Source organism: Streptococcus salivarius, assembly GCF_002094975.1.
GTDB classification, from domain to species: domain Bacteria; phylum Bacillota; class Bacilli; order Lactobacillales; family Streptococcaceae; genus Streptococcus; species Streptococcus salivarius_D.
In genome coordinates this window covers 432909-458961 of sequence record NZ_CP015283.1, presented here as the reverse complement: position 1 = coordinate 458961, position 26053 = coordinate 432909, and the positions used below count along the sequence as shown (strand labels likewise).

Sequence of the window (26053 nt, the reverse complement as noted above, 5' to 3'; positions counted from 1 at the left end):
CTTCTAAGATATATGCTTTGTGTTATGATATTAGTCAGGAAACAGAATTGAAAAAGGAGACCTGTGTTGAAAATTGCAATCATTGGCTATAGCGGCTCTGGAAAGTCTACTTTGGCAAACTTTTTAGGTCAACACTACAATTGTGAGGTTCTTCATTTAGATAAAATTCATTTTACATCAAATTGGCAAGAGCGAACAGTTGATGAAATGACTGACGATATATCAACATTTATGCTACAACGTGATTGGATTATTGAAGGGAATTACTCGGCCTGTCTTTATGAAGAACGGATGAGGGAAGCTGACTGTATTGTCTTTTTCAACTTTAACAGAGTTAATTGTCTCTATCGGGCATTTAGGCGCTATTTAACATATAGGGGAAAGACACGTCCTAGCATGGCAGAAGACTGTAATGAAAAATTTGATTTTGCATTTGTGAAATGGATTTTATTAGACGGACGTTCCAAAAAATATGTCGAGCAATATCATACAGTTGTTAAAAATTATTCTGACAAGACAATTATTTTAAAGAATCAAAGGCAGTTAAATCATTATATGAAGCAGGTTAAATAGCTAGTAGAATTATTTGGTCATAAAATAGCTGGTAGTTCTATATAAGATGTAAGGATAAAAAAGAGATTGTAAATAACGAGTTGCAATCTTAGCTATAACTGTCAGAATATTTTGTAAGAAACGCTTTCAACGTTGAACAAATAGCCTTTTTTCTGCTATAATAAACTGTAACGCGAAACTTGTGGGTGAAATTCCCACCGTGAAGTTTTTCAAGAAAGGTGGGGACAGCCTCGTAAAGGTGGAGCTGTCCGTTATCAAAATAATATGACATCAGTAGTTGTTGTGGGTACCCAGTGGGGTGATGAAGGTAAAGGGAAAATTACAGATTTCCTAAGTCAAGATGCCGAAGTGATCGCACGTTATCAAGGTGGAGACAATGCAGGTCACACGATTGTTATCGATGGTAAGAAATTTAAATTGCACTTGATTCCATCAGGTATTTTCTTCCCAGAGAAAATCTCTGTTATCGGGAACGGTGTAGTGGTCAATCCTAAATCACTTGTCAAAGAGTTGGAATATCTTCATGCCGAAGGTGTGTCAACAGAGAGCCTTCGTATTTCTGACCGTGCGCACGTTATCTTGCCGTACCATATTAAACTTGATCAACTGCAAGAAGCTGCTAAAGGTGATAATAAGATTGGTACAACTAACAAGGGTATTGGGCCTGCCTATATGGATAAGGCTGCGCGTGTAGGTATCCGTATTGCAGACCTTTTGGACAAAGAAATCTTTGCTGATCGTTTGAAAACAAACTTAGCTGAGAAAAACCGTCTTTTCAGTAAGATGTATGAGGCTGAAGAATTATCATTCGATGAGATTTTTGAAGAATACTACGCTTACGGACAACAAATTAAGCAATACGTTACAGATACATCTGTAATCTTGAACGACGCTCTTGATGCAGGTAAACGTGTCCTCTTTGAAGGAGCTCAAGGGGTTATGCTTGATATTGACCAAGGTACTTACCCATTTGTAACGTCATCAAACCCAGTTGCGGGTGGTGTTACAATCGGTTCAGGGGTTGGTCCATCTAAAATCAACAAGGTCGTTGGTGTATGTAAGGCCTATACGAGTCGTGTTGGTGATGGTCCTTTCCCAACTGAGCTATTTGATGAAGTGGGTGAACGTATCCGTGAAGTTGGTCATGAATATGGAACAACAACTGGACGTCCACGTCGTGTAGGATGGTTTGACTCAGTGGTGATGCGCCATAGCCGTCGTGTATCAGGTATCACAAACCTCAGCTTGAACTGTATCGATGTTCTCTCAGGTCTTGACACTGTAAAAATTTGTGTAGCTTACGACCTTGACGGTGAGCGTATTGATTACTACCCAGCTAGTCTTGAGCAGTTGAAACGCTGTAAACCAATCTATGAAGAATTGCCAGGTTGGGAAGAAGACATCACAGGTTGCCGTAGTTTAGATGAGCTTCCTGAAAATGCTCGTAATTATGTTCGTCGTGTTGGTGAATTGGTAGGTGTACGTATCTCTACTTTCTCTGTAGGACCAGGACGTGAACAAACAAACATTCTTGAAAGTGTTTGGTCAAATATCTAAAGCCAACAAAAGGAGAATCTAGGAAACTAGGTTCTCTTTTCTCACGCCTTAAACTTATGGATTAATATGAATGTTGTAACTATTAAAAAAGGTTACTAATTTTTCGATATGATTAGGAGAGAAACCTTTCTATTTGATTAGTTTTTCGGTATAATATGGATTGATTAAATGAAAATTAATGAGAACCTACTTTCATGATTTAAAAGTGTGTTCGTAATTTTGACAAAGAAAATAAGTGAGCATATCTCTTAATAGTTTTTGGGCAAGAGGTGAATAATGAAGAAGATTGTATTTGTTTGTCTGGGGAATATTTGTCGTAGCCCAATGGCAGAATTTGTGATGAAAGAGCTGGACCAAGAAAAGTCTTTGCGTATCGAAAGTCGCGCGACATCTTCATGGGAGCATGGAAATCCAGTTCATCAAGGTACCCAAAAGATTTTAAGGAAATATGCTATTTCTTTTGACTCTTCCAAGGGCTCACAGCAGATTAGTCAGGCTGATTTTGAGTTCTTTGATCTAGTTGTGGGAATGGATGAGTCAAATGTTGAGGATCTTCTACAGATATCTGCAGGGCATTATGACGATAAAATCAAGCTTTTCAGACCTGGTGGAGTGCCGGACCCATGGTACACAGGTGACTTTGAAGAAACATATAAATTGGTAACTGCAGGTTGTCGAGACTGGTTACAGTGGATTAAGGATAGACAATGAATTTTAAACAACTAAAGGATTTTGATTTTAAAAATATTGATATTGACCGAAATCAATTTGAGCGTATCACAGTAGGGGTAATTATTTTATGTGCCCTGTCCTTGTTTTTGGTGACTATAAAAACGCAACATTCTATCAAGATTGATGGGACTAAGATTACCTATAAAGGTCAGATGCAGAACCACCGTTTGAATGGTCAAGGAACTTTGACCTATGACAATGGTGATACCTACACAGGAGAATTTAAGAATGGTTCCTTTAATGGTCAAGGAACCTTCAAATCTCATGAGGGTTGGATTTATCAAGGTGAGTTCAAGTCTGGGCAAGCCGATGGCCAAGGAAAATTGACTACTGAAAATAAGGTTACCTACAAAGGAAAATTTAAGCAGGGGATTTTTAAAGGATGAGAATTAACTGGTTTTCTTATATTCGTGTGACAGGACTTTTTTTGGTTCTGATTTATCATTTCTTCCCAAGTATTCTTCCTGGGGGCTTCATCGGTGTTGATGTCTTCTTTACCTTCTCAGGGTATTTGATTACAGCACTTTTGATTGATGAGGTATCTCGGACGCATCGCATTGATTACCTTGGTTTTATGCGACGACGCTTCTATCGGATAGTACCGCCACTTGTGTTGATGGTTCTTATTTGTACCCCTTTAGCACTCTTGGTTCGAAATGATTTTATTGCAGGTATTGGACGTCAAATTACCTCTGTTATCGGTTTTGTAACTAACTATTATGAGATTCTGACTGGAGGAAATTACGAGAACCAGTTTAACCAGCACATTTACCTCCATACATGGAGTCTGGCTATTGAGGTTCACTATTATATTCTTTGGGGTGCCTTGCTTTGGTTCCTAGCTAAGCGTGTCAAACACCAAAATCAATTTAGAGGCCTAGTCTTTATGGTATCTCTTGCTTGCTTTATGGTGAGCTTCCTATCAATGTTTATTAGTGCTTTCTTTGTTGATAGTTTTTCTCGCTTATATTTCTCATCAATTACGCATGCCTATCCATTCTTCCTAGGCTCGCTCTTTGCGACACTTTCAGGTGTGTATGAAACGACCGCTAGGTTCAAGAAAAATATACGTCTTTGGACTCTGAAAAAGACAGTCCTTTATATGGCAGGAAGTTTTGCCTTGCTCGTATTGTTGGGCTTAGTCCTTCATTTTGAGGAACGCATCACCTATCTATTTGGTTTTGTTTTGGCTAGTTTGTTCACGGCTGTTATGATTTACTCTGCCCGTGTCCTCCATGAGAAATTGCCTGGAAAATCAGAGCCTGCTCTTATTAGTTATCTGGCAGAAATCAGCTATAGTGTCTATCTTTTTCACTGGCCGCTATATATTATCTTTAGTCAATTGACCAATAATATTATTGCGGTCATTCTGACAACGATTCTGTCAATTGTTTTTGCGACACTTTCCTACTATATAATAGAGCCATTTATTGCAGGAAGAAAGGCCAGTCTCTTTGGAATAGACCTAGACTTGACGCCGTACCGACATATTGTGCTTTATGTATTTAGTGGTCTCACCTTAATTACAGTGCTTATTTCTCTCTTTGCGCCGGCTGTAGGGAACTTCGAGAAAGATTTAGAAGCTAATGGTTTGTCGCAAGCTCAGACTAAGATGAAATTAACGCGTACAAATGCGGAGAACAGTCAGGCTACTTCATTTGGTGTGAATAAGGGAGTGACAGTTTTAGGGGACTCCGTAGCTCTTAGATCAAAAGATCAGCTGGAATCAAGTATTGATAATGTCTCTATAGATGCAGTAGTCAGTCGTAACCTATCAACAATCAATGATTTGCTTAAAGATTACGCGGATAGTAATGCTCTTGCTAAGGATGTTGTCATTGCTGGTGGTGTTAATGAGATTGACGACTATAAAGGCGTTATTAATAAAATTATCAAGAATTTACCTAAGGGTCACCATATTATCTTTGTGACACCATATAATGGTAGTAAATCTGGTAATGAGGCCCAATCTTTGATTCAGTTACGTAAGTATGAGTTAGAGATGGCTAAGAAATACGACTTTGTGACGGTTGCTGACTGGTATCAAGTGGCTAAAGAAAATATTTCTATCTGGAATGGTACAGATGGGGTTCATTTTGGATCCGATAGCGACTCAATTAATCGTGGTGCTAAACTCTATACTAAGACAATTAAAGAAGCTATAGAGAAAGCTGATAAGGCACCAGTTAAGGGTGGTAAGAAATAATTAAAAAAGAAGGCAAGACTTGTCTTCTTTTTTATGCCTTGAATTGTCAAATTAAGTGCATACTTTCCCCATAGAATACTTCATAAGGTGTTTTCCAGTTAAGACATTTTCGTGGCCTATTATTAAGTTTGTTCTCCCATAGCTGAATAGTCTGATCATCAACCAATGTTAGATCACTACCCTTTGGAAAATATTCTCTAAGTAATCCATTCGTGTTCTCATTGGTTCCTCGTTGCCATGGAGCATGAGGGTCAGGAAAATAGACTTCAATGTTCAATTGATCACTCAATTTCTGATGATACGTGAATTCTTTCCCTCTATCAGGAGTTACTGTATACTTCGTCAAGGGTTCTAACAGTTTTACCATAGCTTCTATTACCAACTTGCTTTTCTTAACAGCTACCTTTTTGATTTTTAGAAAACGAGAATAACGGTCTGTTAGAGTAACTAAACAAGCTTTTCCAGTTTTACCTGCAACAGTATCGGCTTCCCAATCTCCTATTCTAGTTCGATTATTAGCTTCTTCTGGTCTTTCGTGAATTGTATGAGAAATGGATATTTTCCCTCTATTTTCAACATGACCTTTAGTATGACGTGTTTTCCCACGATGACGAAGTTTACGAATGACACCACGAGCACCATGAGATAATGAGTTATCCTCAAAATGTCCTCGGTAAATGGCTCTATAGATTGTTTGATAACTAATAACAGTTTTTCCGTACTCTAATTGCAACCGACCTTCTATTTCTTCAGGAGACCATTGGTAATTGAGAAATAGATGTTTGACGGTATTGCTTAAATTGTGATCTATTTCAAGCATACGTTTTCGTCCACAGTGTGATTTAGCCATATGGTAAGATTCCTGTGCATGACTTGGAGAATAGCTTCCTTCTTTTAGATGCCGCTTCCACTCACGACTAATACTAGATGGATGACGATGAAGTAACTTAGCAATTTGAGAAAAATTTAGGCCTTGCGTACGGTAAATGAGAATACTTTCACTCTCGTCTATGGTAAAATGATGGTAGCTCATAAGATTTCCTTTCGTAACTAGTTCGTTCAATTCTATTTTACTAGAAAATCTTATGAGTTTTTATTGTGCACTTGTATTGTATATTCAAGGGACAAATTTTGACTGCATTTTTTGTTTTGTGATAAAATAAGCCTATGGCAAGAATATTAGATAATGATTTACTAGGAGATGAAGAGTATGTTGAGCGTACCCTTCGTCCTCAGTACTTTAAGGAATATATTGGTCAAGATAAGGTTAAAGACCAATTAAAGATTTTTATAGAGGCAGCTAAACTTCGTGATGAAGCCCTAGATCATACTCTTTTGTTTGGTCCTCCAGGTTTGGGGAAAACAACTATGGCTTTTGTGATAGCTAATGAGATGGGCGTCAATTTAAAGCAGACGTCTGGGCCAGCAATTGAAAAGGCTGGTGATTTAGTTGCCATACTCAATGACTTGGAGCCGGGTGATATCTTATTTATTGATGAGATTCACCGGATGCCTATGGCAGTTGAAGAAGTTCTTTATAGTGCTATGGAAGATTACTACATCGATATCATGATTGGTGCGGGCGAAACAAGTCGTAGTGTCCACCTAGAGTTACCACCGTTCACATTAGTAGGTGCAACTACACGAGCAGGTATGTTGTCAAATCCATTGAGGGCTCGTTTTGGAATTAATGGTCATATGGAATATTATGAGTTACCAGATTTGAAGGAAATCATAGAACGTACTTCAGAAATCTTTGACATGACTATAACACCTGAAGCTGCTCTAGAGCTAGCACGTCGTAGCCGTGGGACGCCTCGTATTGCTAACCGCCTACTTAAGCGCGTGAGAGACTATGCACAAATCATGGGTGATGGCATCATTGATGATAAGATTGCAGACAAGGCGTTGACTATGTTGGATGTGGACCATGAAGGACTAGATTATGTCGATCAAAAAATTCTCCGCACCATGATTGAAATGTATGGTGGGGGACCAGTTGGTCTAGGTACCTTGTCAGTTAATATTGCTGAAGAGCGAGAAACGGTAGAAGATATGTATGAACCCTATCTAATTCAAAAGGGATTTATTATGCGAACACGAACAGGTCGTGTTGCAACGGTTAAAGCCTATGAACACATGGGGTACGACTACACTCAAGAAAGTTGATAAAAAATCCATCTAAGGTGGATTTTTTGTTTAGTCAAAAAAGAAAATAAAGAAAAAGAAAAAAACTTTAAAAATCCCTTGCAATGAGTAGGTTCTTTTGTTATTATATTATGGTGCTGTAAATACAGCGCTTAGCTATGATACAAGAGGTTGCGACACGCCTGGTTGCACTGCCACGCAATCCGTGTTGGTTTTCTTGAGGAGCTAGCCTATTATCTTAAATAGACGAAAGAGGAGAAAAAATGGCAAACAAAAAAATTCGTATCCGTTTGAAAGCTTACGAACACCGTACGCTTGATACAGCGGCTGAAAAAATCGTAGAAACTGCAACTCGCACAGGTGCGACAGTTGCTGGGCCAGTTCCACTTCCAACTGAACGTAGTCTCTACACAATTATTCGTGCGACTCACAAATATAAAGATTCTCGCGAACAATTTGAAATGCGTACACACAAACGTCTTATCGACATCATCAACCCAACTCAAAAAACAGTTGACGCTTTGATGAAACTTGATCTTCCAAGTGGTGTGAACGTAGAAATCAAACTTTAATTAAAAGCTTGATTCATTGAGCATAAAAAACGCTCGTTAAAAACTTTTTTGAGCATAAAAAACGCTCATAAAAAACTTTTTGAAAAAACAATAAAGTAAAGGAAATATTTTCTCATGACAAAAGGAATCTTAGGGAAAAAAGTGGGAATGACTCAAATCTTCACTGAAGCAGGTGAATTTATCCCTGTTACTGTCATCGAAGCTACTCCAAACGTTGTGCTTCAAGTTAAAACTGTTGAAACAGACGGTTACGAAGCAGTTCAAGTTGGTTTTGACGACAAACGCGAAGTATTGAGCAACAAACCTGCCAAAGGCCACGTAGCGAAAGCTAACACAGCTCCTAAGCGCTTCATTCGTGAATTCAAAAACATTGAAGGCTTGGAAGTTGGATCAGAAATCACTGTTGACACATTCGAAGCTGGAGATGTTGTTGACGTAACTGGTACTTCAAAAGGTAAAGGTTTCCAAGGTGTTATCAAACGCCACGGTCAATCACGCGGACCTATGGCTCACGGTTCTCGTTACCACCGTCGTCCAGGTTCAATGGGACCTGTTGCGCCTAACCGTGTTTTCAAAAATAAACACTTGGCAGGACGTATGGGTGGCAACCGTGTGACAATTCAAAACCTTGAAGTTGTACAAGTTATCCCAGAGAAAAACGTTATCCTTATCAAAGGTAACGTACCAGGTGCTAAGAAATCTCTTATCACTATCAAATCAGCAGTTAAAGCTGCTAAATAATAAGAAAGGAGAAATCAGTTAAAAATGGCAAACGTAAAACTATTTGACCAAACTGGTAAAGAAGTTAGCACAGTTGAGCTTAACGACGCTATCTTCGGTATCGAACCAAACGAATCAGTAGTATTTGATGTCGTAATCAGCCAACGTGCTAGCCTTCGCCAAGGTACTCACGCGGTTAAAAACCGTTCAGCAGTATCAGGTGGTGGACGTAAACCATGGCGTCAAAAAGGAACTGGACGTGCTCGTCAAGGTTCTATCCGCTCACCACAATGGCGTGGTGGTGGTGTTGTCTTCGGACCAACTCCACGTTCTTACGGATACAAACTTCCACAAAAAGTTCGTCGCCTTGCATTGAAATCTGTTTACTCAGCTAAAGTTGCAGAAGATAAATTTGTAGCAGTTGAAGCTCTTTCATTTGCAGCTCCAAAAACTGCTGAATTCGCAAACGTTCTTTCAGCTCTTAGCATCGATTCTAAAGTACTTGTTATCGTTGAAGAAGGAAACAAATTCGCTGAACTTTCAGCACGTAACCTTGCAAACGTAACTGTTGCAACTCCTGCAACTGCAAGTGTACTTGACATCGTAAACGCAGATAAACTTCTTGTTACTAAAGAAGCTATCTCATCAATCGAGGAGGTTCTTGCATAATGAATTTGTATGACGTAATCAAAAAACCTGTTATCACTGAGAAATCTATGATTGCTCTTGAAGCAGGAAAATACACTTTCGAAGTTGATACACGTGCACACAAACTCTTGATCAAACAAGCAGTTGAAGCTGCATTTGAAGGTGTTAAAGTTGCTAGCGTGAACACTGTAACTGTTAAACCAAAACAAAAACGTGTTGGACGTTACACTGGTTTCACTTCAAAAACTAAAAAAGCTATCATCACTCTTACAGCTGATTCTAAAGCAATCGAGTTGTTTGCAGCTGAAGCTGAATAATCAAAGGAGAAATTAACGTGGGTATTAAAGTTTATAAACCAACGACAAATGGCCGTCGTAACATGACTTCTTTGGATTTCGCAGAAATCACTACAAGCACTCCTGAAAAATCATTGCTTGTTTCTCTTAAGAACAAAGCTGGTCGTAACAACAACGGTCGTATCACTGTACGTCACCAAGGTGGCGGACACAAACGTCACTACCGTTTGATTGACTTCAAACGTAACAAAGATGGCGTTGAAGCAGTTGTTAAAACAATTGAGTATGATCCAAACCGTACTGCAAACATCGCTCTTGTACACTACACTGACGGTGTTAAAGCTTACATCATCGCACCTAAAGGTCTTGAAGTAGGTCAACGTATCGTTTCAGGTCCAGATGCGGATATCAAGATTGGTAACGCTCTTCCACTTGCAAACATCCCAGTTGGTACAGTTATCCACAACATTGAGCTTCAACCAGGTAAAGGTGCTGAACTTATCCGTGCCGCTGGTGCTTCTGCTCAAGTTTTGGGTCAAGAAGGTAAATACGTACTTGTTCGTCTTCAATCAGGCGAAGTTCGTATGGTTCTTGGTACATGTCGTGCAACTATCGGTACTGTAGGTAACGAACAACAATCACTTATCAACCTTGGTAAAGCCGGCCGTAATCGCTGGAAAGGTATTCGCCCAACAGTTCGTGGTTCTGTAATGAACCCTAACGATCACCCACACGGTGGTGGTGAAGGTAAAGCACCAGTTGGACGTAAAGCGCCATCTACTCCATGGGGTAAACCTGCGCTTGGTCTTAAAACTCGTAACAAGAAAGCTAAATCTGACAAACTTATCGTTCGTCGTCGTAACGAAAAATAATTTAGTCGCTTAGCACATAGCATCCGCCAACTCGGTAGCACTTCTTAGTGCAAGCCGCTGTGGTACATTCAATTTAAAGGAGAAAACTACAAAATGGGACGTAGTCTTAAAAAAGGACCTTTCGTCGATGAGCATTTGATGAAAAAAGTTGAAGCTCAAGCAAATGACGAAAAGAAAAAAGTAATTAAAACTTGGTCACGTCGTTCAACGATTTTCCCAAGTTTCATCGGATACACTATCGCAGTTTATGATGGACGTAAACACGTTCCTGTTTACATCCAAGAAGACATGGTAGGTCACAAACTTGGTGAATTTGCACCAACTCGTACTTACAAAGGTCACGCAGCTGACGATAAGAAAACACGTCGTTAATAGGAGGAGGACACAATGGCAGAAATTACTTCAGCTAAAGCAATGGCTCGTACAGTGCGTGTTTCACCTCGTAAAACACGTCTTGTTCTTGATCTTATCCGTGGTAAGAACGTTGCTGATGCAATCGCAATCTTGAAATTCACTCCAAACAAAGCAGCACGCATTGTTGAGAAAACTCTTAACTCTGCTATCGCTAACGCAGAAAACAACTTTGGTTTGGAAAAAGCTAACTTGGTAGTATCTGAAACATTCGCAAACGAAGGACCAACAATGAAACGTTTCCGTCCACGTGCGAAAGGTTCAGCTTCACCAATCAACAAACGCACAACTCACGTAACAGTAGTTGTGTCAGAAAAATAAGGAGGTAAACTCGTGGGTCAAAAAGTACATCCAATTGGTATGCGTGTCGGGATCATCCGTGACTGGGATGCGAAATGGTATGCTGAAAAAGAATACGCAGATTACCTTCACGAAGATTTGGCAATCCGCAAATTCATTCAAAAAGAACTTGCAGACGCTTCAGTTTCAACTATTGAAATTGAACGTGCTGTAAACAAAGTTATTGTTTCACTTCACACTGCTAAACCAGGTATGGTTATCGGTAAAGGTGGATCAAACGTTGACGCACTTCGCGCTCAACTTAACAAATTGACTGGAAAACAAGTACACATCAACATCGTTGAAATCAAGAAACCTGATTTGGACGCTCACCTTGTTGGTGAAACAATTGCTCGCCAACTTGAGCAACGTGTTGCTTTCCGTCGTGCACAAAAACAAGCTATCCAACGTGCAATGCGTGCTGGAGCTAAAGGAATCAAAACTCAAGTATCAGGTCGTTTGAACGGTGCAGATATCGCCCGTGCAGAAGGATACTCTGAAGGTACAGTTCCACTTCACACACTTCGCGCTGATATCGATTACGCTTGGGAAGAAGCTGACACAACTTACGGTAAACTTGGTGTTAAAGTTTGGATCTACCGTGGAGAAGTTCTTCCAGCTCGTAAAAACACTAAAGGAGGCAAATAACAAATGTTAGTACCTAAACGTGTTAAACACCGTCGTGAATTCCGTGGAAAAATGCGCGGTGAGGCTAAAGGTGGTAAAGAAGTATCATTCGGTGAATACGGTCTTCAAGCTACAACTAGCCACTGGATCACAAACCGTCAAATCGAGGCCGCTCGTATTGCCATGACTCGTTACATGAAACGTGGTGGTAAGGTTTGGATCAAGATCTTCCCACACAAATCATACACTGCTAAAGCTATCGGTGTACGTATGGGTTCTGGTAAAGGGGCACCTGAAGGTTGGGTAGCACCAGTTAAACGTGGTAAAGTAATGTTCGAAATCGCAGGTGTTTCTGAAGAAGTTGCACGTGAAGCGCTTCGTCTTGCTAGCCACAAATTGCCAGTTAAATGTAAATTCGTGAAACGTGAAGCAGAATAAGGAGAAGACATGAAACTTGAAGAAATCAAAAAGTTTGTTGCTGAGCTTCGTGGCTTGTCTCAAGAAGAGCTTGCTAAAAAAGAAAACGAACTTAAGAAAGAACTTTTCGACCTTCGTTTCCAAGCTGCAGCAGGTCAACTTGATCAAACTGCCCGTTTGAACGAAGTGAAAAAACAAATTGCACGTGTTAAAACTGTGCAATCTGAAATCAAATAATAGATTGGGAAAGGAGCAATTCTAATAATGGAACGTAATCAACGTAAAACCCTTGTTGGACGCGTAGTATCTGACAAGATGGATAAAACAATCACAGTTGTAGTTGAAACTAAACGTAACCACCCAGTCTATGGTAAACGTATCAACTATTCTAAAAAATACAAAGCACATGATGAAAACAACGTTGCTAAAGAAGGCGATATCGTTCGTATCATGGAAACTCGCCCACTTTCAGCTACAAAACGCTTCCGTCTTGTAGAAGTTGTGGAAGAAGCTGTTATTATCTAATAAAACTAAAAGGAGACAATTGAAATGATTCAACAAGAAAGTCGCTTAAAAGTTGCTGATAATAGCGGTGCTCGTGAAATCTTGACTATCAAAGTTCTTGGTGGTTCAGGACGTAAATTCGCTAACATCGGCGACGTTATCGTTGCAACTGTTAAACAAGCTACACCAGGTGGAGCTGTTAAAAAAGGTGATGTTGTTAAAGCTGTTATCGTTCGTACAAAAACTGGTGCTCGCCGTCCAGACGGTTCATACATCAAGTTTGATGACAACGCTGCAGTAATCATCCGCGATGACAAAACTCCTCGTGGAACTCGTATCTTTGGCCCTGTTGCACGTGAATTGCGTGAAGGTGGATACATGCGTATCGTATCTTTGGCGCCAGAAGTACTTTAATCTGAATTAACACAAACTTAGTCCCCTGATATAGTCAGGGTGCCCATTAGGGCGTAAGAAATAATAGGAGAAATACTCAAATGTTTGTAAAAAAAGGCGATAAAGTTCGCGTTATTGCTGGTAAAGACAAAGGAACTGAAGCAGTAGTTCTTAAAGCTCTTCCAAAAGTAAACAAAGTTGTTGTTGAAGGTGTTGCAATCATCAAAAAACACCAAAAACCATCAGCTGAAAACCCTCAAGGTGCTATCGTGGAAAAAGAAGCACCAATCCACGCTTCAAACGTTCAAGTTCTTGACAAGAACGGTGTAGCTGGACGTGTAGGTTACAAAGTTGTTGACGGCAAAAAAGTTCGTTACAACAAAAAATCAGGCGAAGTGCTTGACTAATCACGAAGGAAAGGAGAAAGTATTAAATGGCTAACCGTCTTAAAGAAAAATACACTAACGAAGTAATTCCAGCTTTGACTGAAAAATTTAACTATTCTTCAGTTATGGCTGTGCCAAAAGTTGATAAAATCGTTATCAACATGGGTGTTGGTGAAGCTGTAAACAACGCTAAAACTCTTGAAAAAGCTGCTGCTGAGTTGGCACTTATTTCAGGTCAAAAACCATTGATTACTAAAGCTAAGAAATCAATCGCTGGCTTCCGTCTTCGTGAAGGTGTAGCGATCGGTGCTAAAGTTACCCTTCGTGGTGAACGTATGTACGAATTCTTGGATAAATTGGTATCAGTATCACTTCCACGTGTTCGTGACTTCCATGGTGTTCCAACTAAATCATTTGATGGACGTGGTAACTACACACTTGGTGTTAAAGAACAACTTATCTTCCCAGAAATCAACTTCGACGATGTTGATAAAGTACGTGGTATGGATATCGTTATCGTAACTACTGCTAACACTGACGAAGAAGGTCGTGAATTGCTTAAAGGCCTTGGAATGCCTTTTGCAAAATAATCTAGGAGGTAAATAAATTGGCTAAAAAATCAATGATTGCTAAGAACAAACGCCCTGCGAAGTTCTCTACGCAAGCTTACACTCGTTGCGAACGTTGTGGACGTCCACACTCAGTTTATCGCAAATTTAAACTTTGCCGTGTTTGCTTCCGTGAATTGGCTTACAAAGGTCAAATTCCAGGTGTTACCAAAGCTTCTTGGTAAAAACATGATACAATCAAGTTGGTTTATCTAATTTGAATGTATTAAACACAATCTGAGCCTAGCTCAATCATTAACTAGCAAGTGAATTATTCAAACTACTAGTAAGAGGAGAAAATATAAAATGGTTATGACTGACCCAATTGCAGATTTCTTGACACGTATTCGTAACGCTAACCAAGCTAAACACGAAGTACTTGAAGTACCTGCATCAAACATTAAAAAAGGTATCGCTGAAATCCTTAAACGTGAAGGTTTCGTAAAAAACGTTGAAGTTATCGAAGATGACAAACAAGGTATCATCCGCGTATTCTTGAAATACGGACAAAACGGTGAACGTGTTATCACTAACTTGAAACGTATCTCAAAACCAGGTCTTCGTGTTTACTCTAAACGTGAAGATGTTCCTAAAGTTCTTAACGGACTTGGAATCGCGATCATCTCTACTTCAGAAGGTCTTTTGACTGACAAAGAAGCTCGTCAAAAGAACGTTGGTGGAGAAGTTATCGCTTACGTTTGGTAAGAAGCTGATACTAAGCACCTATCTCAAATGATTTGTGCGAGTTTCATTGATTATATTCGATGAGACTCATCCCCGTGAAAACTAGTCACTTTGTGGCTTGATAATCTAACAGGAGAATTAAATACTATGTCACGTATTGGTAATAAAGTTATTACTTTGCCTGCTGGTGTTGAAGTAACAAACAACGATAACGTTGTTACTGTTAAAGGACCTAAAGGCGAACTCACTCGTGAGTTTAACAAAAACATTGAAATCAAAGTTGAAGGCAACGAAGTTACACTTCACCGTCCAAACGACTCAAAAGAAAACAAAACAATCCACGGTACTTCACGTGCAAACTTGAACAACATGGTTGTTGGTGTTTCTGAAGGTTTCAAAAAAGAACTTGAAATGCGCGGTGTCGGATACCGTGCGCAACTCCAAGGAAAAAAACTTGTTCTTTCAGTTGGTAAATCTCACCAAGACGAAGTTGAAGCTCCAGAAGGTATTACTTTTGAAGTACCATCTGCAACTTCAATCGTTGTAAGTGGTATTAATAAAGAAGTTGTTGGTCAAACAGCTGCTTACATCCGTAGCCTTCGTTCACCAGAACCTTACAAAGGTAAAGGTATCCGTTACGTTGGTGAATACGTACGTCGTAAAGAAGGTAAAACTGGTAAATAATAGGATTTTATCCTTTTGGCAATTCTTTTTGGATTGTCTCTTTACCAAAAGCTCTCATGAGCAAGCATTATAATTAAGAGGTGAAAATTGTGATTTCGAAACCAGATAAAAACAAACTCCGCCAAAAACGTCACCGTCGCGTTCGCGGAAAACTCTCTGGAACTGCTGATCGCCCACGTTTGAACATTTTCCGTTCTAATACAGGCATCTACGCTCAAGTTATTGATGACGTAGCGGGTGTAACGCTCGCAAGTGCATCAACTCTTGATAAAGAAGTTTCTAAAGGAACTAAAACAGAACAAGCCGTTGTTGTCGGTAAACTTGTTGCTGAACGCGCAGTAGCTAAAGGTATTTCTGAAGTGGTGTTTGACCGCGGTGGATATCTCTATCACGGACGTGTTAAAGCTTTGGCTGACTCAGCTCGTGAAAACGGATTGAAATTCTAATAGGGAGGACACTTAATAATGGCATTTAAAGATAATGCAGTAGAACTTGAAGAACGCGTAGTTGCTATCAACCGTGTTACTAAAGTTGTAAAAGGTGGACGCAACATGCGTTTTGCTGCTCTTGTTGTTGTTGGTGACCGTAATGGTCGCGTAGGATTTGGTACTGGTAAATCTCAAGAGGTTCCAGAAGCTATCCGTAAAGCAGTTGAAGCAGCTAAGAAAAACCTTATCGAAGTTCCTATGGTTGGTACAACTATTCCTCACGAAGTTCGTTCAGAATTTGGTGGAGCGAAAGTATTGTTGAAACCAGCTGTTGAAGGGGCTGGGGTTGCCGCTGGTGGTGCAGTTCGTGCCGTCATCGAATTGGCGGGTGTTGCTGATGTAACATCTAAATCACTCGGTTCAAACACTCCAATCAACATCGTTCGTGCGACTGTTGAAGGATTGAAACAACTTAAACGTGCTGAAGAAGTTGCGGCTCTTCGTGGCATCTCAGTATCTGACTTGGCATAAGAAAGGAGATAACAATGGCTCAAATTAAAATTACTTTGACTAAGTCTCCAATCGGACGCAAACCAGAACAACGTAAAACAGTTGTTGCTCTTGGACTTGGTAAATTGAATAGCTCAGTTGTTAAAGAAGACAACGCTGCTATCCGTGGTATGGTCAACGCAGTATCTCACTTGGTAACTGTAGAAGACGTTAAATAAAAATTGATTTAAGTCGTGAGGGTTCCCTTGCGACTTAAACTGAATTTCATGTATAGGCGAGTTTCTAATTAAGCTACCTTACTTGGTTAGAGGCGCTAGCATTTTACAAAAAGAGGAGAAAATAATAATGAAACTTCATGAATTGAAACCTGCTGAAGGTTCTCGTAAAGTCCGTAACCGTGTAGGTCGTGGTACTTCATCTGGTAACGGTAAAACTTCAGGCCGTGGTCAAAAAGGTCAAAAAGCTCGTAGCGGTGGTGGCGTACGTCCGGGATTTGAAGGTGGACAAACTCCATTGTTCCGTCGTCTTCCAAAACGTGGATTCACTAACATCAACGCTAAAGAATACGCACTTGTAAACCTTGATCAATTGAACGTCTTTGAAGATGGTACAGAAGTAACTCCAGCAGTTCTTAAAGAAGCTGGAATCGTTCGTGCTGAAAAATCAGGCGTTAAAGTTCTTGGTAACGGTGAATTGACTAAGAAATTGACTGTTAAAGCAGCTAAATTCTCAAAATCTGCTGAAGCAGCTATCACTGCTAAAGGTGGTTCAATCGAAGTCATCTAATGAGGGGTAACTCATTATGTTCTTTAAACTATTAAAAGACGCATTGAAAGTCAAAAACGTTCGTAATAAGATTTTATTTACAATCTTCATTATTTTCGTTTTTCGTGTAGGGACTCATGTAACAGTTCCTGGTATCAATGCGGAAAGTTTGAAACAATTAAGTGATTTACCTTTCTTGAACATGCTTAACTTGGTGTCTGGTAATGCCATGAATAACTTCTCTATCTTCTCGATGGGGGTTAGTCCTTACATTACAGCATCAATCATTGTCCAACTTTTGCAGATGGATATCTATCCGAAATTTGTGGAGTGGGGCAAACAAGGGGAAGTTGGTCGTCGTAAATTGAACCAAGCGACTCGCTATATTACTCTTGTTTTAGCCTTTGTTCAATCGATTGGTATTACAGCAAGTTTTAATACTCTCTCATCAATTTCATTGGTTAAAACACCAAATGTTTCAACCTACCTATTGATTGGGACAATTCTAACTGCTGGTAGCATAATTGTGACATGGCTTGGTGAACAAATCACTGATAAAGGTTTTGGTAATGGTGTGTCAATGATTATCTTTTCAGGGATCATTGCTTCTATTCCAAAAATGTTCTCAACAATTTACGAGGATTTCTTTGTCAATGTTCGTGCTGACGAATTAACTCGTTCATATATCATAGTTGCTTTGCTAATTGTGGTAGGTTTGGCGATTGTCTTCTTTACGACATTTGTTCAACAGGCAGAATATCAAATTCCAATTCAATATACTAAATTGGTTCAAGGGGCTCCAACGAGTTCTTATCTTCCATTGAAAGTAAATCCAGCTGGTGTTATTCCCGTTATCTTTGCTAGCTCGATTACAACAATTCCTAGTACTATTCTTCCATTCTTCTCGAAGGTTACTTGGTTATCACACTTACAAGGACTACTCTCGTATAATACACCTAGTGGAATGATTACTTACGCGATATTGATTATCTTATTCTCATTCTTCTACACATTTGTCCAAGTAAATCCTGAAAAAACTGCTGAAAATCTTCAAAAGAATGGGTCTTACATTCCTAGCGTTCGTCCAGGTCGTGAGACTGAAAAGTACATGTCTTCATTGCTTAAGAGATTGGCAACAATCGGGGCTGTATTTCTCGCGTTTATTTCATTGGCTCCAATTGCGGCTCAACAGTTTATGCACCTTACAAGCTCAATCGCGCTTGGTGGTACATCTCTCTTGATCTTGATTTCAACTGGTATCGAAGGTATGAAACAACTCGAAGGTTACCTATTGAAACGTCAGTACGTTGGATTTATGAATCTTGAAGACTAAGTCTTCTCATGAACAATTGAGAGGGAAAGAAAGGTTACTTTCTGTCCCTTCTCTTTTGTTTTTTGATAACTCTACCAATGTTTTTAAATTTTGATAGAGTTATTTGAAAACAAAAATAAGGAGTTCGTAAGATGAATCTTTTAATTATGGGTCTACCAGGTGCTGGTAAAGGGACTCAAGCTGCAAAAATTGTTGAAGAATTTGGTGTAGCTCACATCTCAACTGGTGATATGTTCCGTGCTGCTATGGCTAACCAAACAGAAATGGGAACTTTGGCAAAATCATTCATCGATAAAGGTGAATTGGTACCAGATGAAGTGACAAACGGAATCGTTAAAGAGCGTTTGGCTGAATCTGATATTGCTGAAAAAGGTTTCTTGCTAGATGGTTATCCACGTACTATTGAGCAAGCTCATGCATTGGATGAAACATTGAAAGCACTTGGTATTAAACTTGACGGTGTAATCAACATTGAAGTTAATCCAGAGAGTTTGGTTGAACGTCTTTCAGGTCGTTTCATTTGTCGCTCATGTGGTGCAACATATCATAAAGTATTCAATCCAACTAAGGTTGAAGGAACATGTGATGTTTGTGGCGAACATGAATTCTTCCAACGTGAAGATGACAAACCTGAAACTGTTAAACGTCGTCTTGACGTAAACATTGCTCAAGGTGAGCCAATTATTGCACATTATCGTGAGCTTGGTCTTGTATCAGATATTCAAGGTAACCAAGATATCGATGATGTATTCGCTGATGTTAAAAAAGCGATTGCAGAAATTAAATAATTATATAATCTTACTTGCGTATCAGACTTAAGCATGTTATAATACTTTAGTCTGACTTATAATTGTTACCTCTGTGCTCAGAGGAAATCAAATCGAAATTTTAGGGGGTACTTTTGCGTGGCAAAAGAAGACGTGATTGAAATTGAAGGTAAAGTTGTAGAAACTATGCCTAATGCTATGTTTACTGTTGAATTGGAAAATGGACACCAAATTTTGGCGACAGTTTCTGGTAAAATCCGTAAAAACTACATTCGTATTTTGGTCGGTGACCGTGTGACTGTTGAAATGAGTCCTTATGATTTGACACGTGGACGCATCACATACCGCTTTAAATAATCGAAATAATTGGAGGGATTAAAACATGAAGGTAAGACCATCGGTTAAACCAATTTGCGAATACTGTAAAGTTATTCGTCGTAACGGTCGTGTTATGGTAATTTGTCCAACAAATCCAAAACACAAACAACGTCAAGGATAATATAGAAAGGAGAAATCATGGCTCGTATTGCTGGAGTTGACATTCCAAACGATAAACGTGTAGTAATTTCACTTACTTACGTATACGGTATCGGACTTGCAACATCTAAGAAAATCTTGGCTGCTGCAGGCGTTTCTGAAGACATCCGCGTTAAAGATTTGACAAACGATCAAGAAGACGCTATCCGTCGCGAAGTGGATGCAATCAAAGTTGAAGGTGACCTTCGTCGTGAAGTTAACCTTAACATCAAACGTTTGATGGAAATCGGTTCATACCGTGGTATCCGTCACCGTCGTGGACTTCCTGTCCGTGGACAAAACACTAAAAACAATGCCCGCACTCGTAAAGGTAAAGCTGTTGCGATTGCAGGTAAGAAAAAATAATTAAAATAAAATAGGAGGTAAAAACATTGGCTAAACCAACACGTAAACGTCGTGTGAAAAAGAATATCGAATCTGGTATTGCTCACATTCACGCTACTTTCAATAACACTATTGTTATGATTACAGATGTGCATGGTAACGCTGTAGCATGGTCATCAGCTGGTGCTCTTGGTTTCAAAGGTTCTCGTAAATCTACACCATTTGCTGCACAAATGGCTTCAGAAGCTGCTGCTAAATCTGCACAAGAACATGGTCTTAAAACAGTTGAAGTAACTGTTAAAGGTCCTGGTTCAGGTCGTGAGTCTGCTATCCGTGCTCTTGCTGCTGCAGGTCTTGAAGTAACAGCAATCCGTGATGTAACACCTGTACCACATAATGGTTGTCGTCCTCCAAAACGTCGTCGTGTGTAATCTTTAATAACAATAGTACACAAGGTTCGTTTCGAGGGAGTATAATAAATGATTGAGTTTGAAAAACCAATAATAACAAAAATTGATGAAAATAAAGATTACGGCAAATTTGTTATCGAACCACTAGAACGTGGTTATGGTACAACTTTGGGTAACTCTCTTCGTCGTGTACTTTTGTCATCACTTCCAGGTGCTGCCGTAACATCAATTAAGATTGATGGAGTACTCCACGAATTTGATACCGTACCAGGCGTCCGTGAAGACGTGATGCAAATCATCCTTAATATTAAAGGACTTGCTGTAAAATCTTACGTCGAAGACGAAAAAACAATTGAACTTGATGTTCAAGGTCCAGCTGAAGTTACTGCTGGAGATATCTTGACTGATAGCGACATTGAAATTGTTAACCCTGATCATTATCTTTTCACTATCGCTGAAGGAGCTTCTTTGAAAGCGACTATGACAGTAGCTACAAACCGTGGTTATGTTCCAGCAGATGAAAACAAGAAGGATGATGCACCAGTGGGAACATTGGCTGTAGATTCAATCTACACACCAGTGAAAAAAGTCAATTATCAAGTTGAACCTGCCCGTGTAGGTAGCAACGATGGTTTTGATAAATTGACAATCGAAATCATGACAAACGGAACAATCATCCCTGAAGATGCCCTCGGTCTCTCGGCTCGCGTTTTGATTGAACACTTGAACTTGTTTACTGACCTTACTGACGTTGCTAAAGCTACTGATGTAATGAAAGAAACTGAAAAAGTGAACGATGAAAAGGTGCTTGACCGTACCATCGAAGAACTTGATTTGTCTGTACGCTCATATAACTGTTTGAAACGTGCCGGTATTAATACCGTTCATGATTTGACAGAAAAAACTGAGCCTGAAATGATGAAAGTCCGTAACCTAGGTCGTAAATCTCTTGAAGAAGTCAAAGTTAAGTTGGCTGATCTTGGACTTGGACTCAAAAACGATAAATAATAATATAGGAGGATAACATGGCTTACCGTAAACTTGGACGCACAAGCTCACAACGTAAAGCGGTTCTTCGTGATTTGACTACAGATCTTATCATTAACGAAGCAATCGTTACAACTGAAGCACGTGCTAAAGAAATCCGTAAAACAGTTGAAAAAATGATCACTCTTGGTAAACGTGGTGATTTGCACGCACGTCGTCAAGCAGCTGCATTTGTACGTAACGAAATTGCATCTGAAAGCTATGATGAAGCAACTGATAAATATACATCAACAACTGCTCTTCAAAAACTTTTCTCAGAAATCGCACCTCGTTATGCTGAACGTAACGGTGGATACACTCGTATCCTTAAAACAGAACCACGTCGTGGCGATGCTGCCCCAATGGCAATCATCGAACTTGTTTAATTTTTATCAATTTTGTTGAGTGTTATGATGATGGAATAGCTTAGCTTTTCTTAGTCTAGCTCTGGTCTACCGCTGGGCAAACGCCTAGCGGGAACACTCATCATAAAAATGGGAATAAATAAGCATGTAACGCTTGTTTACGAAAGGTAATACTGTTATTTTTCGTAAGCAGGCGTTTTTTTGGGCTATAAATCGTCTGAATATTTTGATATAATGAAATAAGCTTATTTCAAAAAGGGGGACATTATTTTGACAACAGCCAAGGAACTGCTTAAGCAAAGGTATTATGAGCCAATTAAGGAGCAACCGGAATTATTTGTGGGGATTGAGTTGGAATACCCAGTTGTTAATTTGAGTGGTAATGCTACAGATGTCTCTCTTACAAAACAGTTACTAGTCTATCTCTTGGATAATTTTGATTTTCAAGCTGATAAGTATGATTCTGATAACAATCCCATTCAGCTTATCGATAAAGCTTCTGGAGATATGATTCTTTTTGAAGTCTCCTACAATACGATTGAGTTTGCTTTTGCAAAGGCTGAAAGAATCTCTGAGGTTGAGGAACGTTTGGATACTTACCTTGGTATAATCCAACCTTATCTGCAGAATCATAATCATGAGTTGCAAGGTTGGGGAGTGAATCCAAACTGGGTAAAAAATGACAACAGACCTGTTAAATCTCCTCGTTATGAGATGCTTATGGATTTTCTCGAGTTATCTAAAGCAAAGAACGATCCTTTCTTTCATGATTATCCAGAATATGGTTCTTTCATCTGTGGGAGTCAGGTACAGTTAGATGTTTCAAAAACGTCCTATTTAAGGGTTTTAAATGCTTTTAATCAAATAGAGGGACCCAAGGCAGTATTATTGGCAAACTCTGAATTTTGGGGTTCTGATTGGGATTTAGCGCTTTCTCGTGATGTTTTCTGGGAGAATTCCATGCATGGTGTGTTTGAGGAAAATGCAGGGGTATTTCCCAAGGTGTTTAAGAGCGAAGATGACTATTTTTCTTACTTATCTGAGACAGCCATTTTTACTGCTAAGCGTGGGGATGAAACCTACTATTTTGAACCAATACGTGCTAAAGACTATCTAAGTACGTCATCTGTCAAAGCACACTCTATTCATGGCGAAGTAGTCACTATTGAGCCAAGTGAGGAAGATTTTAAGACTCACCGTTCTTATCAATTCCAAGATTTAACGACACGAGGGACGATTGAGTTTCGCAGTGTTTGTACCCAACCTTTCTCATCAACCTTTGCACCAGCAGCCTTTCACCTTGGTCTTTTAGTCAATTTGGAAAATCTAGAAAATATTTTGAATGACGCACCTATTTTTGAAGCGTTTGACTATGATTATCCTAGAATTCGTCGTTTATATTCGAAAAAGGATATTTCTGATACAGACCTCAAAATGATTTTACCTTTGACAGAATCGCTATTGTCTTGTGCTGAGGATGGCTTAAAATCGCGTGGTTTTGGAGAAGAAGTCTACTTAGTGCCCCTTAGAGAGAGATTAGATAGGCTGAATAAGAGTTTGGTTTAATCTTTGATATAAGATATAATAGATAACTTTTGCTAAAAAATTTAAAAAAAGGCAAAAAAGTATTGACGTCAGCAAACAATAAATGGTATTATATAGTAGTTGTTTCGAAAGAGACAAGAGAAAGTTATAAAAAACTTTCAAAAAGGTATTGACACAAGTTGTCAATCTTGATATAATAACTAATGTTGTTAGCGGAAATGGCGGAATTGGCAGACGCGCAGGACTAAGGATCCTGTGACCGCTTTAGGTCGTGAGGGTTCAAGTCCCTCTTTCCGCAGAGTAACCAGTCAGATGACTGGTTTTTTTGTCTTGAATATACAATATAAGTGCACAATAAAAACTCATAAGATTTTCTAGTAAAATAGAATTGAACGAACTAGTTACGAAAGGAAATCTTATGAGCTACCATCATTTTACCATAGACGAGCGTGAAAGTATTCTCATTTACCGTACGCAAGGCCTAAATTTTTCTCAAATTGCTAAGTTACTTCATCGTCATCCGTCTAGTATTAGTCGTGAGTGGAAGCGGCATCTAAAAGAAGGAAGCTATTCTCCAAGTCATGCACAGGAGTCTTACCATAGGGCTAAATCACACTGTGGGCGGAAGCGTATGCTTGAAATAGATCACAATTTAAGCAATACCATCAAACATCTATTTCTCGATTACCAATGGTCTCCTGAAGAAATAGAAGGTCGGTTGCAATTAGAGTACGGAAAAACTGTTATTAGTTATCAAACAATCTATAGAGCCATTTACCGAGGACATTTTGAGGATAACTCATTATCTCATGGTGCTCGTGGTGTCATTCGTAAACTTCGTCATCGTGGGAAAACACGTCATACTAAAGGTCATGTTGAAAATAGAGGGAAAATATCCATTTCTCATACAATTCACGAAAGACCAGAAGAGGCTAATAATCGAACTAGAATAGGAGATTGGGAAGCCGATACTGTTGCAGGTAAAACTGGAAAAGCTTGTTTAGTTACTCTAACAGACCGTTATTCTCGTTTTCTAAAAATCAAAAAGGTAGCTGTTAAGAAAAGCAAGTTGGTAATAGAAGCTATGGTAAAACTGTTAGAACCCTTGACGAAGTATACAGTAACTCCTGATAGAGGGAAAGAATTCACCTATCATCAGAAATTGAGTGATCAATTGAACATTGAAGTCTATTTTCCTGACCCTCATGCTCCATGGCAACGAGGAACCAATGAGAACACGAATGGATTACTTAGAGAATATTTTCCAAAGGGTAGTGATCTAACATTGGTTGATGATCAGACTATTCAGCTATGGGAGAACAAACTTAATAATAGGCCACGAAAATGTCTTAACTGGAAAACACCTTATGAAGTATTCTATGGGGAGAGTATGCACTTAATTTGACAATTCAAGGTATTAAAAAATCAAAACGCTTACAAATTGTAGAAAAGCTAGTTTTTTGAGTCTAATTGTGATAGAATAAACTTGTAAACGGGTTCAAACCCAAAAAAATATAGGAGGCCTTTATAATGGCAATCGTTTCAGCAGAAAAATTTGTCCAAGCAGCTCGTGATAATGGTTACGCAGTTGGTGGATTTAACACAAACAACCTTGAGTGGACTCAAGCTATCTTGCGTGCAGCAGAAGCTAAACAAGCTCCAGTACTTATCCAAACTTCTATGGGTGCAGCTAAGTACATGGGTGGTTACAAATTGTGTAAAGTTCTCATCGAAGAATTGGTTGAATCAATGGGTATCACTGTACCAGTTGCTATTCACCTTGACCACGGTCACTACAATGATGCTTTGGAATGTATCCGTGTAGGTTACACTTCAGTTATGTTTGACGGTTCACACCTTCCAGTTGAAGAAAACCTTGAAAAAGCAGCTAAAGTTGTTGAATTTGCACACGCTAACGGTGTATCAGTTGAAGCTGAAGTTGGTACAATCGGTGGTGAAGAAGATGGTATCATCGGTGATGGTGAATTGGCACCAATCGAAGATGCTAAAGCTATGGTTGCAACTGGTATCGACTTCCTTGCAGCAGGTATCGGTAACATCCACGGTCCTTACCCAGAAAACTGGAGCGGACTTCACCTTGACCACTTGCAAAAATTGACAGAAGCTGTTCCTAACTTCCCAATCGTATTGCACGGTGGATCAGGTATTCCTGACGATCAAATCCAAGCAGCTATCAAACTTGGTGTTGCTAAAGTTAACGTTAACACTGAATGTCAAATCGCATTTGCTAACGCAACACGTAAATTTGTTGCTGAATACGAAGCAAATGAAGCAGAATACGACAAGAAGAAACTCTTCGACCCACGTAAATTCTTGAAACCAGGTTTCGAAGCTATTACAGAAGCTGTTGAAGAACGTATCGACGTATTCGGTTCAGCAAACAAAGCTTAATTAGCTTATATAAGCTTGAAAATAAAGGGTTTGTCCAATATGGACAAGCCTTTTTCTTATGTTTTGCCACAGATTTGCCACACTTTCTAAATTTCAGTCCGTTTTGATTATAGATGTAGCTTAATTAGCTTATTAAAACAAGGTCCTTTCTGGGTCTTGTTTTTTTGTACCCAAATAAATAGTTAGTATCTACCAATTAATCTGTGATTGGAAGTGAACAAATTTTAAAGAGTGGATATGGCTTTGGTTGATAG

At 39.3% G+C, this 26053-nt stretch carries 39 protein-coding genes and 1 tRNA gene; 39 read left to right on the top strand and 1 reads right to left on the bottom strand.

Translation table 11 applies throughout. The features are described from left to right. The first annotated feature begins 66 nt into the window (after window positions 1-66). The 5 genes from V471_RS02320 to V471_RS02300 all read left to right on the top strand — a co-directional run bounded on the left by V471_RS02320 (window position 67) and on the right by V471_RS02300 (window position 5068). Window positions 67-573, top strand: coding sequence for a DNA topology modulation protein (locus V471_RS02320; RefSeq protein WP_045769360.1), 507 nt, complete (start codon window positions 67-69; stop codon window positions 571-573). Between the two features lie 264 nt (window positions 574-837). Further along, on the top strand, window positions 838-2130 hold the full coding sequence (locus V471_RS02315) for an adenylosuccinate synthase (RefSeq protein WP_002887072.1): 1293 nt from the start codon (window positions 838-840) through the stop codon (window positions 2128-2130). Window positions 2131-2406: 276 nt separating this feature from the next. Then, window positions 2407-2841, top strand: a complete 435-nt coding sequence (locus tag V471_RS02310; protein ID WP_045769362.1) for a low molecular weight protein-tyrosine-phosphatase — start codon at window positions 2407-2409, stop codon at window positions 2839-2841. Continuing rightward, complete coding sequence (locus V471_RS02305; RefSeq protein ID WP_002885750.1) at window positions 2838-3248, top strand: MORN repeat-containing protein; 411 nt, start codon at window positions 2838-2840, stop codon at window positions 3246-3248. Before V471_RS02310 ends, V471_RS02305 begins: the two co-directional genes overlap by 4 nt. Next, complete coding sequence (locus V471_RS02300) at window positions 3245-5068, top strand: acyltransferase family protein (RefSeq protein WP_084871068.1); 1824 nt, start codon at window positions 3245-3247, stop codon at window positions 5066-5068. The genes V471_RS02305 and V471_RS02300 overlap by 4 nt, the downstream gene beginning before the upstream one ends. 46 nt (window positions 5069-5114) lie before the next feature. Here the strand turns inward: V471_RS02300 and V471_RS02295 are convergent, their stop codons facing one another. Continuing rightward, window positions 5115-6101 carry an IS30 family transposase gene (locus tag V471_RS02295; RefSeq protein WP_084871067.1) on the bottom strand — a complete coding sequence of 329 codons (987 nt, stop codon included), beginning with the start codon at window positions 6099-6101 and terminating at the stop codon, window positions 5115-5117. A gap of 134 nt (window positions 6102-6235) precedes the next feature. Here V471_RS02295 and ruvB point away from each other — a divergent pair, with 134 nt between their 5' ends. The 34 genes from ruvB (at window position 6236) to V471_RS02125 (ending at window position 25799) form a co-directional block, all read left to right on the top strand. After that, window positions 6236-7237: a Holliday junction branch migration DNA helicase RuvB gene (gene ruvB / locus V471_RS02290; protein WP_002887068.1), complete on the top strand. Its 1002-nt coding sequence runs from the start codon at window positions 6236-6238 to the stop codon at window positions 7235-7237. A gap of 242 nt (window positions 7238-7479) precedes the next feature. Further along, window positions 7480-7788 carry a 30S ribosomal protein S10 gene (rpsJ, locus tag V471_RS02285; RefSeq protein ID WP_002885653.1) on the top strand — a complete coding sequence of 103 codons (309 nt, stop codon included), beginning with the start codon at window positions 7480-7482 and terminating at the stop codon, window positions 7786-7788. Window positions 7789-7902: 114 nt separating this feature from the next. Beyond that, complete coding sequence (rplC, locus tag V471_RS02280; protein WP_002885755.1) at window positions 7903-8529, top strand: 50S ribosomal protein L3; 627 nt, start codon at window positions 7903-7905, stop codon at window positions 8527-8529. Window positions 8530-8553: 24 nt separating this feature from the next. Continuing rightward, window positions 8554-9177: a 50S ribosomal protein L4 gene (rplD, locus tag V471_RS02275; protein ID WP_002885795.1), complete on the top strand. Its 624-nt coding sequence runs from the start codon at window positions 8554-8556 to the stop codon at window positions 9175-9177. Continuing rightward, window positions 9177-9473: a 50S ribosomal protein L23 gene (locus V471_RS02270; RefSeq protein ID WP_002887066.1), complete on the top strand. Its 297-nt coding sequence runs from the start codon at window positions 9177-9179 to the stop codon at window positions 9471-9473. Before rplD ends, V471_RS02270 begins: the two co-directional genes overlap by 1 nt. A 17-nt stretch (window positions 9474-9490) precedes the next feature. Then, window positions 9491-10324: a 50S ribosomal protein L2 gene (gene rplB / locus V471_RS02265; RefSeq protein ID WP_002887065.1), complete on the top strand. Its 834-nt coding sequence runs from the start codon at window positions 9491-9493 to the stop codon at window positions 10322-10324. 93 nt (window positions 10325-10417) lie between these two features. Then, entirely contained in the window at window positions 10418-10696 is a 279-nt protein-coding gene (rpsS, locus tag V471_RS02260) for a 30S ribosomal protein S19 (protein WP_000533765.1), read from the top strand. 15 nt (window positions 10697-10711) lie between these two features. Beyond that, entirely contained in the window at window positions 10712-11056 is a 345-nt protein-coding gene (rplV, locus tag V471_RS02255; RefSeq protein ID WP_002887063.1) for a 50S ribosomal protein L22, read from the top strand. Between the two features lie 12 nt (window positions 11057-11068). Then, window positions 11069-11722 (top strand): 30S ribosomal protein S3, encoded by a 654-nt coding sequence (gene rpsC / locus V471_RS02250; protein WP_002885727.1) that lies wholly within the window; start codon window positions 11069-11071, stop codon window positions 11720-11722. A gap of 3 nt (window positions 11723-11725) precedes the next feature. Beyond that, the gene (gene rplP / locus V471_RS02245) at window positions 11726-12139 is read left to right on the top strand and encodes a 50S ribosomal protein L16 (protein ID WP_000960950.1); all 414 of its coding nucleotides are present in this window, start codon (window positions 11726-11728) and stop codon (window positions 12137-12139) included. 9 nt (window positions 12140-12148) lie between these two features. Beyond that, the gene (gene rpmC / locus V471_RS02240; protein WP_002885754.1) at window positions 12149-12355 is read left to right on the top strand and encodes a 50S ribosomal protein L29; all 207 of its coding nucleotides are present in this window, start codon (window positions 12149-12151) and stop codon (window positions 12353-12355) included. Window positions 12356-12382: 27 nt separating this feature from the next. Further along, window positions 12383-12643 (top strand): 30S ribosomal protein S17, encoded by a 261-nt coding sequence (rpsQ, locus tag V471_RS02235; RefSeq protein ID WP_002885836.1) that lies wholly within the window; start codon window positions 12383-12385, stop codon window positions 12641-12643. 24 nt (window positions 12644-12667) lie between these two features. Further along, window positions 12668-13036, top strand: coding sequence for a 50S ribosomal protein L14 (rplN, locus tag V471_RS02230; protein ID WP_002885711.1), 369 nt, complete (start codon window positions 12668-12670; stop codon window positions 13034-13036). An 80-nt stretch (window positions 13037-13116) separates the two neighbouring features. After that, complete coding sequence (gene rplX, locus V471_RS02225; RefSeq protein WP_002885874.1) at window positions 13117-13422, top strand: 50S ribosomal protein L24; 306 nt, start codon at window positions 13117-13119, stop codon at window positions 13420-13422. A 26-nt stretch (window positions 13423-13448) separates the two neighbouring features. Further along, complete coding sequence (rplE, locus tag V471_RS02220; protein ID WP_002887058.1) at window positions 13449-13991, top strand: 50S ribosomal protein L5; 543 nt, start codon at window positions 13449-13451, stop codon at window positions 13989-13991. 17 nt (window positions 13992-14008) lie between these two features. Beyond that, window positions 14009-14194 carry a type Z 30S ribosomal protein S14 gene (locus tag V471_RS02215; protein WP_001085699.1) on the top strand — a complete coding sequence of 62 codons (186 nt, stop codon included), beginning with the start codon at window positions 14009-14011 and terminating at the stop codon, window positions 14192-14194. A gap of 121 nt (window positions 14195-14315) precedes the next feature. Continuing rightward, window positions 14316-14714 (top strand): 30S ribosomal protein S8, encoded by a 399-nt coding sequence (gene rpsH, locus V471_RS02210; protein ID WP_002885642.1) that lies wholly within the window; start codon window positions 14316-14318, stop codon window positions 14712-14714. Window positions 14715-14840: 126 nt separating this feature from the next. Further along, window positions 14841-15377 carry a 50S ribosomal protein L6 gene (rplF, locus tag V471_RS02205; RefSeq protein WP_084869117.1) on the top strand — a complete coding sequence of 179 codons (537 nt, stop codon included), beginning with the start codon at window positions 14841-14843 and terminating at the stop codon, window positions 15375-15377. Between the two features lie 89 nt (window positions 15378-15466). Next, window positions 15467-15823, top strand: a complete 357-nt coding sequence (gene rplR, locus V471_RS02200; RefSeq protein ID WP_002885810.1) for a 50S ribosomal protein L18 — start codon at window positions 15467-15469, stop codon at window positions 15821-15823. Between the two features lie 18 nt (window positions 15824-15841). Then, window positions 15842-16336 carry a 30S ribosomal protein S5 gene (gene rpsE, locus V471_RS02195; RefSeq protein ID WP_002885626.1) on the top strand — a complete coding sequence of 165 codons (495 nt, stop codon included), beginning with the start codon at window positions 15842-15844 and terminating at the stop codon, window positions 16334-16336. A gap of 14 nt (window positions 16337-16350) precedes the next feature. Next, window positions 16351-16533 (top strand): 50S ribosomal protein L30, encoded by a 183-nt coding sequence (rpmD, locus tag V471_RS02190; RefSeq protein ID WP_002885773.1) that lies wholly within the window; start codon window positions 16351-16353, stop codon window positions 16531-16533. A 127-nt stretch (window positions 16534-16660) separates the two neighbouring features. Further along, a complete protein-coding gene (rplO, locus tag V471_RS02185; protein WP_002885849.1) occupies window positions 16661-17101 on the top strand; it encodes a 50S ribosomal protein L15 in 441 nt (146 codons plus the stop codon). A gap of 16 nt (window positions 17102-17117) precedes the next feature. Further along, the gene (gene secY / locus V471_RS02180; RefSeq protein WP_064523557.1) at window positions 17118-18413 is read left to right on the top strand and encodes a preprotein translocase subunit SecY; all 1296 of its coding nucleotides are present in this window, start codon (window positions 17118-17120) and stop codon (window positions 18411-18413) included. A gap of 131 nt (window positions 18414-18544) precedes the next feature. Further along, entirely contained in the window at window positions 18545-19201 is a 657-nt protein-coding gene (locus tag V471_RS02175) for an adenylate kinase (RefSeq protein WP_084871066.1), read from the top strand. Between the two features lie 117 nt (window positions 19202-19318). Beyond that, window positions 19319-19537, top strand: coding sequence for a translation initiation factor IF-1 (gene infA / locus V471_RS02170; RefSeq protein ID WP_001040189.1), 219 nt, complete (start codon window positions 19319-19321; stop codon window positions 19535-19537). Between the two features lie 25 nt (window positions 19538-19562). Continuing rightward, the gene (gene rpmJ / locus V471_RS02165; protein WP_000868345.1) at window positions 19563-19679 is read left to right on the top strand and encodes a 50S ribosomal protein L36; all 117 of its coding nucleotides are present in this window, start codon (window positions 19563-19565) and stop codon (window positions 19677-19679) included. A 17-nt stretch (window positions 19680-19696) separates the two neighbouring features. Next, window positions 19697-20062 (top strand): 30S ribosomal protein S13, encoded by a 366-nt coding sequence (gene rpsM, locus V471_RS02160; RefSeq protein WP_002885820.1) that lies wholly within the window; start codon window positions 19697-19699, stop codon window positions 20060-20062. Between the two features lie 26 nt (window positions 20063-20088). Then, window positions 20089-20472 carry a 30S ribosomal protein S11 gene (gene rpsK, locus V471_RS02155; protein WP_002885718.1) on the top strand — a complete coding sequence of 128 codons (384 nt, stop codon included), beginning with the start codon at window positions 20089-20091 and terminating at the stop codon, window positions 20470-20472. Window positions 20473-20520: 48 nt separating this feature from the next. Then, window positions 20521-21459: a DNA-directed RNA polymerase subunit alpha gene (locus tag V471_RS02150; RefSeq protein ID WP_002887046.1), complete on the top strand. Its 939-nt coding sequence runs from the start codon at window positions 20521-20523 to the stop codon at window positions 21457-21459. Between the two features lie 17 nt (window positions 21460-21476). Next, window positions 21477-21863, top strand: coding sequence for a 50S ribosomal protein L17 (gene rplQ / locus V471_RS02145; RefSeq protein ID WP_002885709.1), 387 nt, complete (start codon window positions 21477-21479; stop codon window positions 21861-21863). Window positions 21864-22112: 249 nt separating this feature from the next. Continuing rightward, a complete protein-coding gene (locus tag V471_RS02140; RefSeq protein WP_084871065.1) occupies window positions 22113-23408 on the top strand; it encodes a gamma-glutamylcysteine synthetase in 1296 nt (431 codons plus the stop codon). Window positions 23409-23599: 191 nt separating this feature from the next. After that, window positions 23600-23685 (top strand) — tRNA-Leu (locus V471_RS02135). Window positions 23686-23805: 120 nt separating this feature from the next. Next, complete coding sequence (locus tag V471_RS02130; RefSeq protein WP_013990094.1) at window positions 23806-24792, top strand: IS30 family transposase; 987 nt, start codon at window positions 23806-23808, stop codon at window positions 24790-24792. Window positions 24793-24917: 125 nt separating this feature from the next. Then, window positions 24918-25799 carry a class II fructose-bisphosphate aldolase gene (locus V471_RS02125; protein WP_002887043.1) on the top strand — a complete coding sequence of 294 codons (882 nt, stop codon included), beginning with the start codon at window positions 24918-24920 and terminating at the stop codon, window positions 25797-25799. The last annotated feature ends 254 nt before the right edge of the window (window positions 25800-26053 follow it).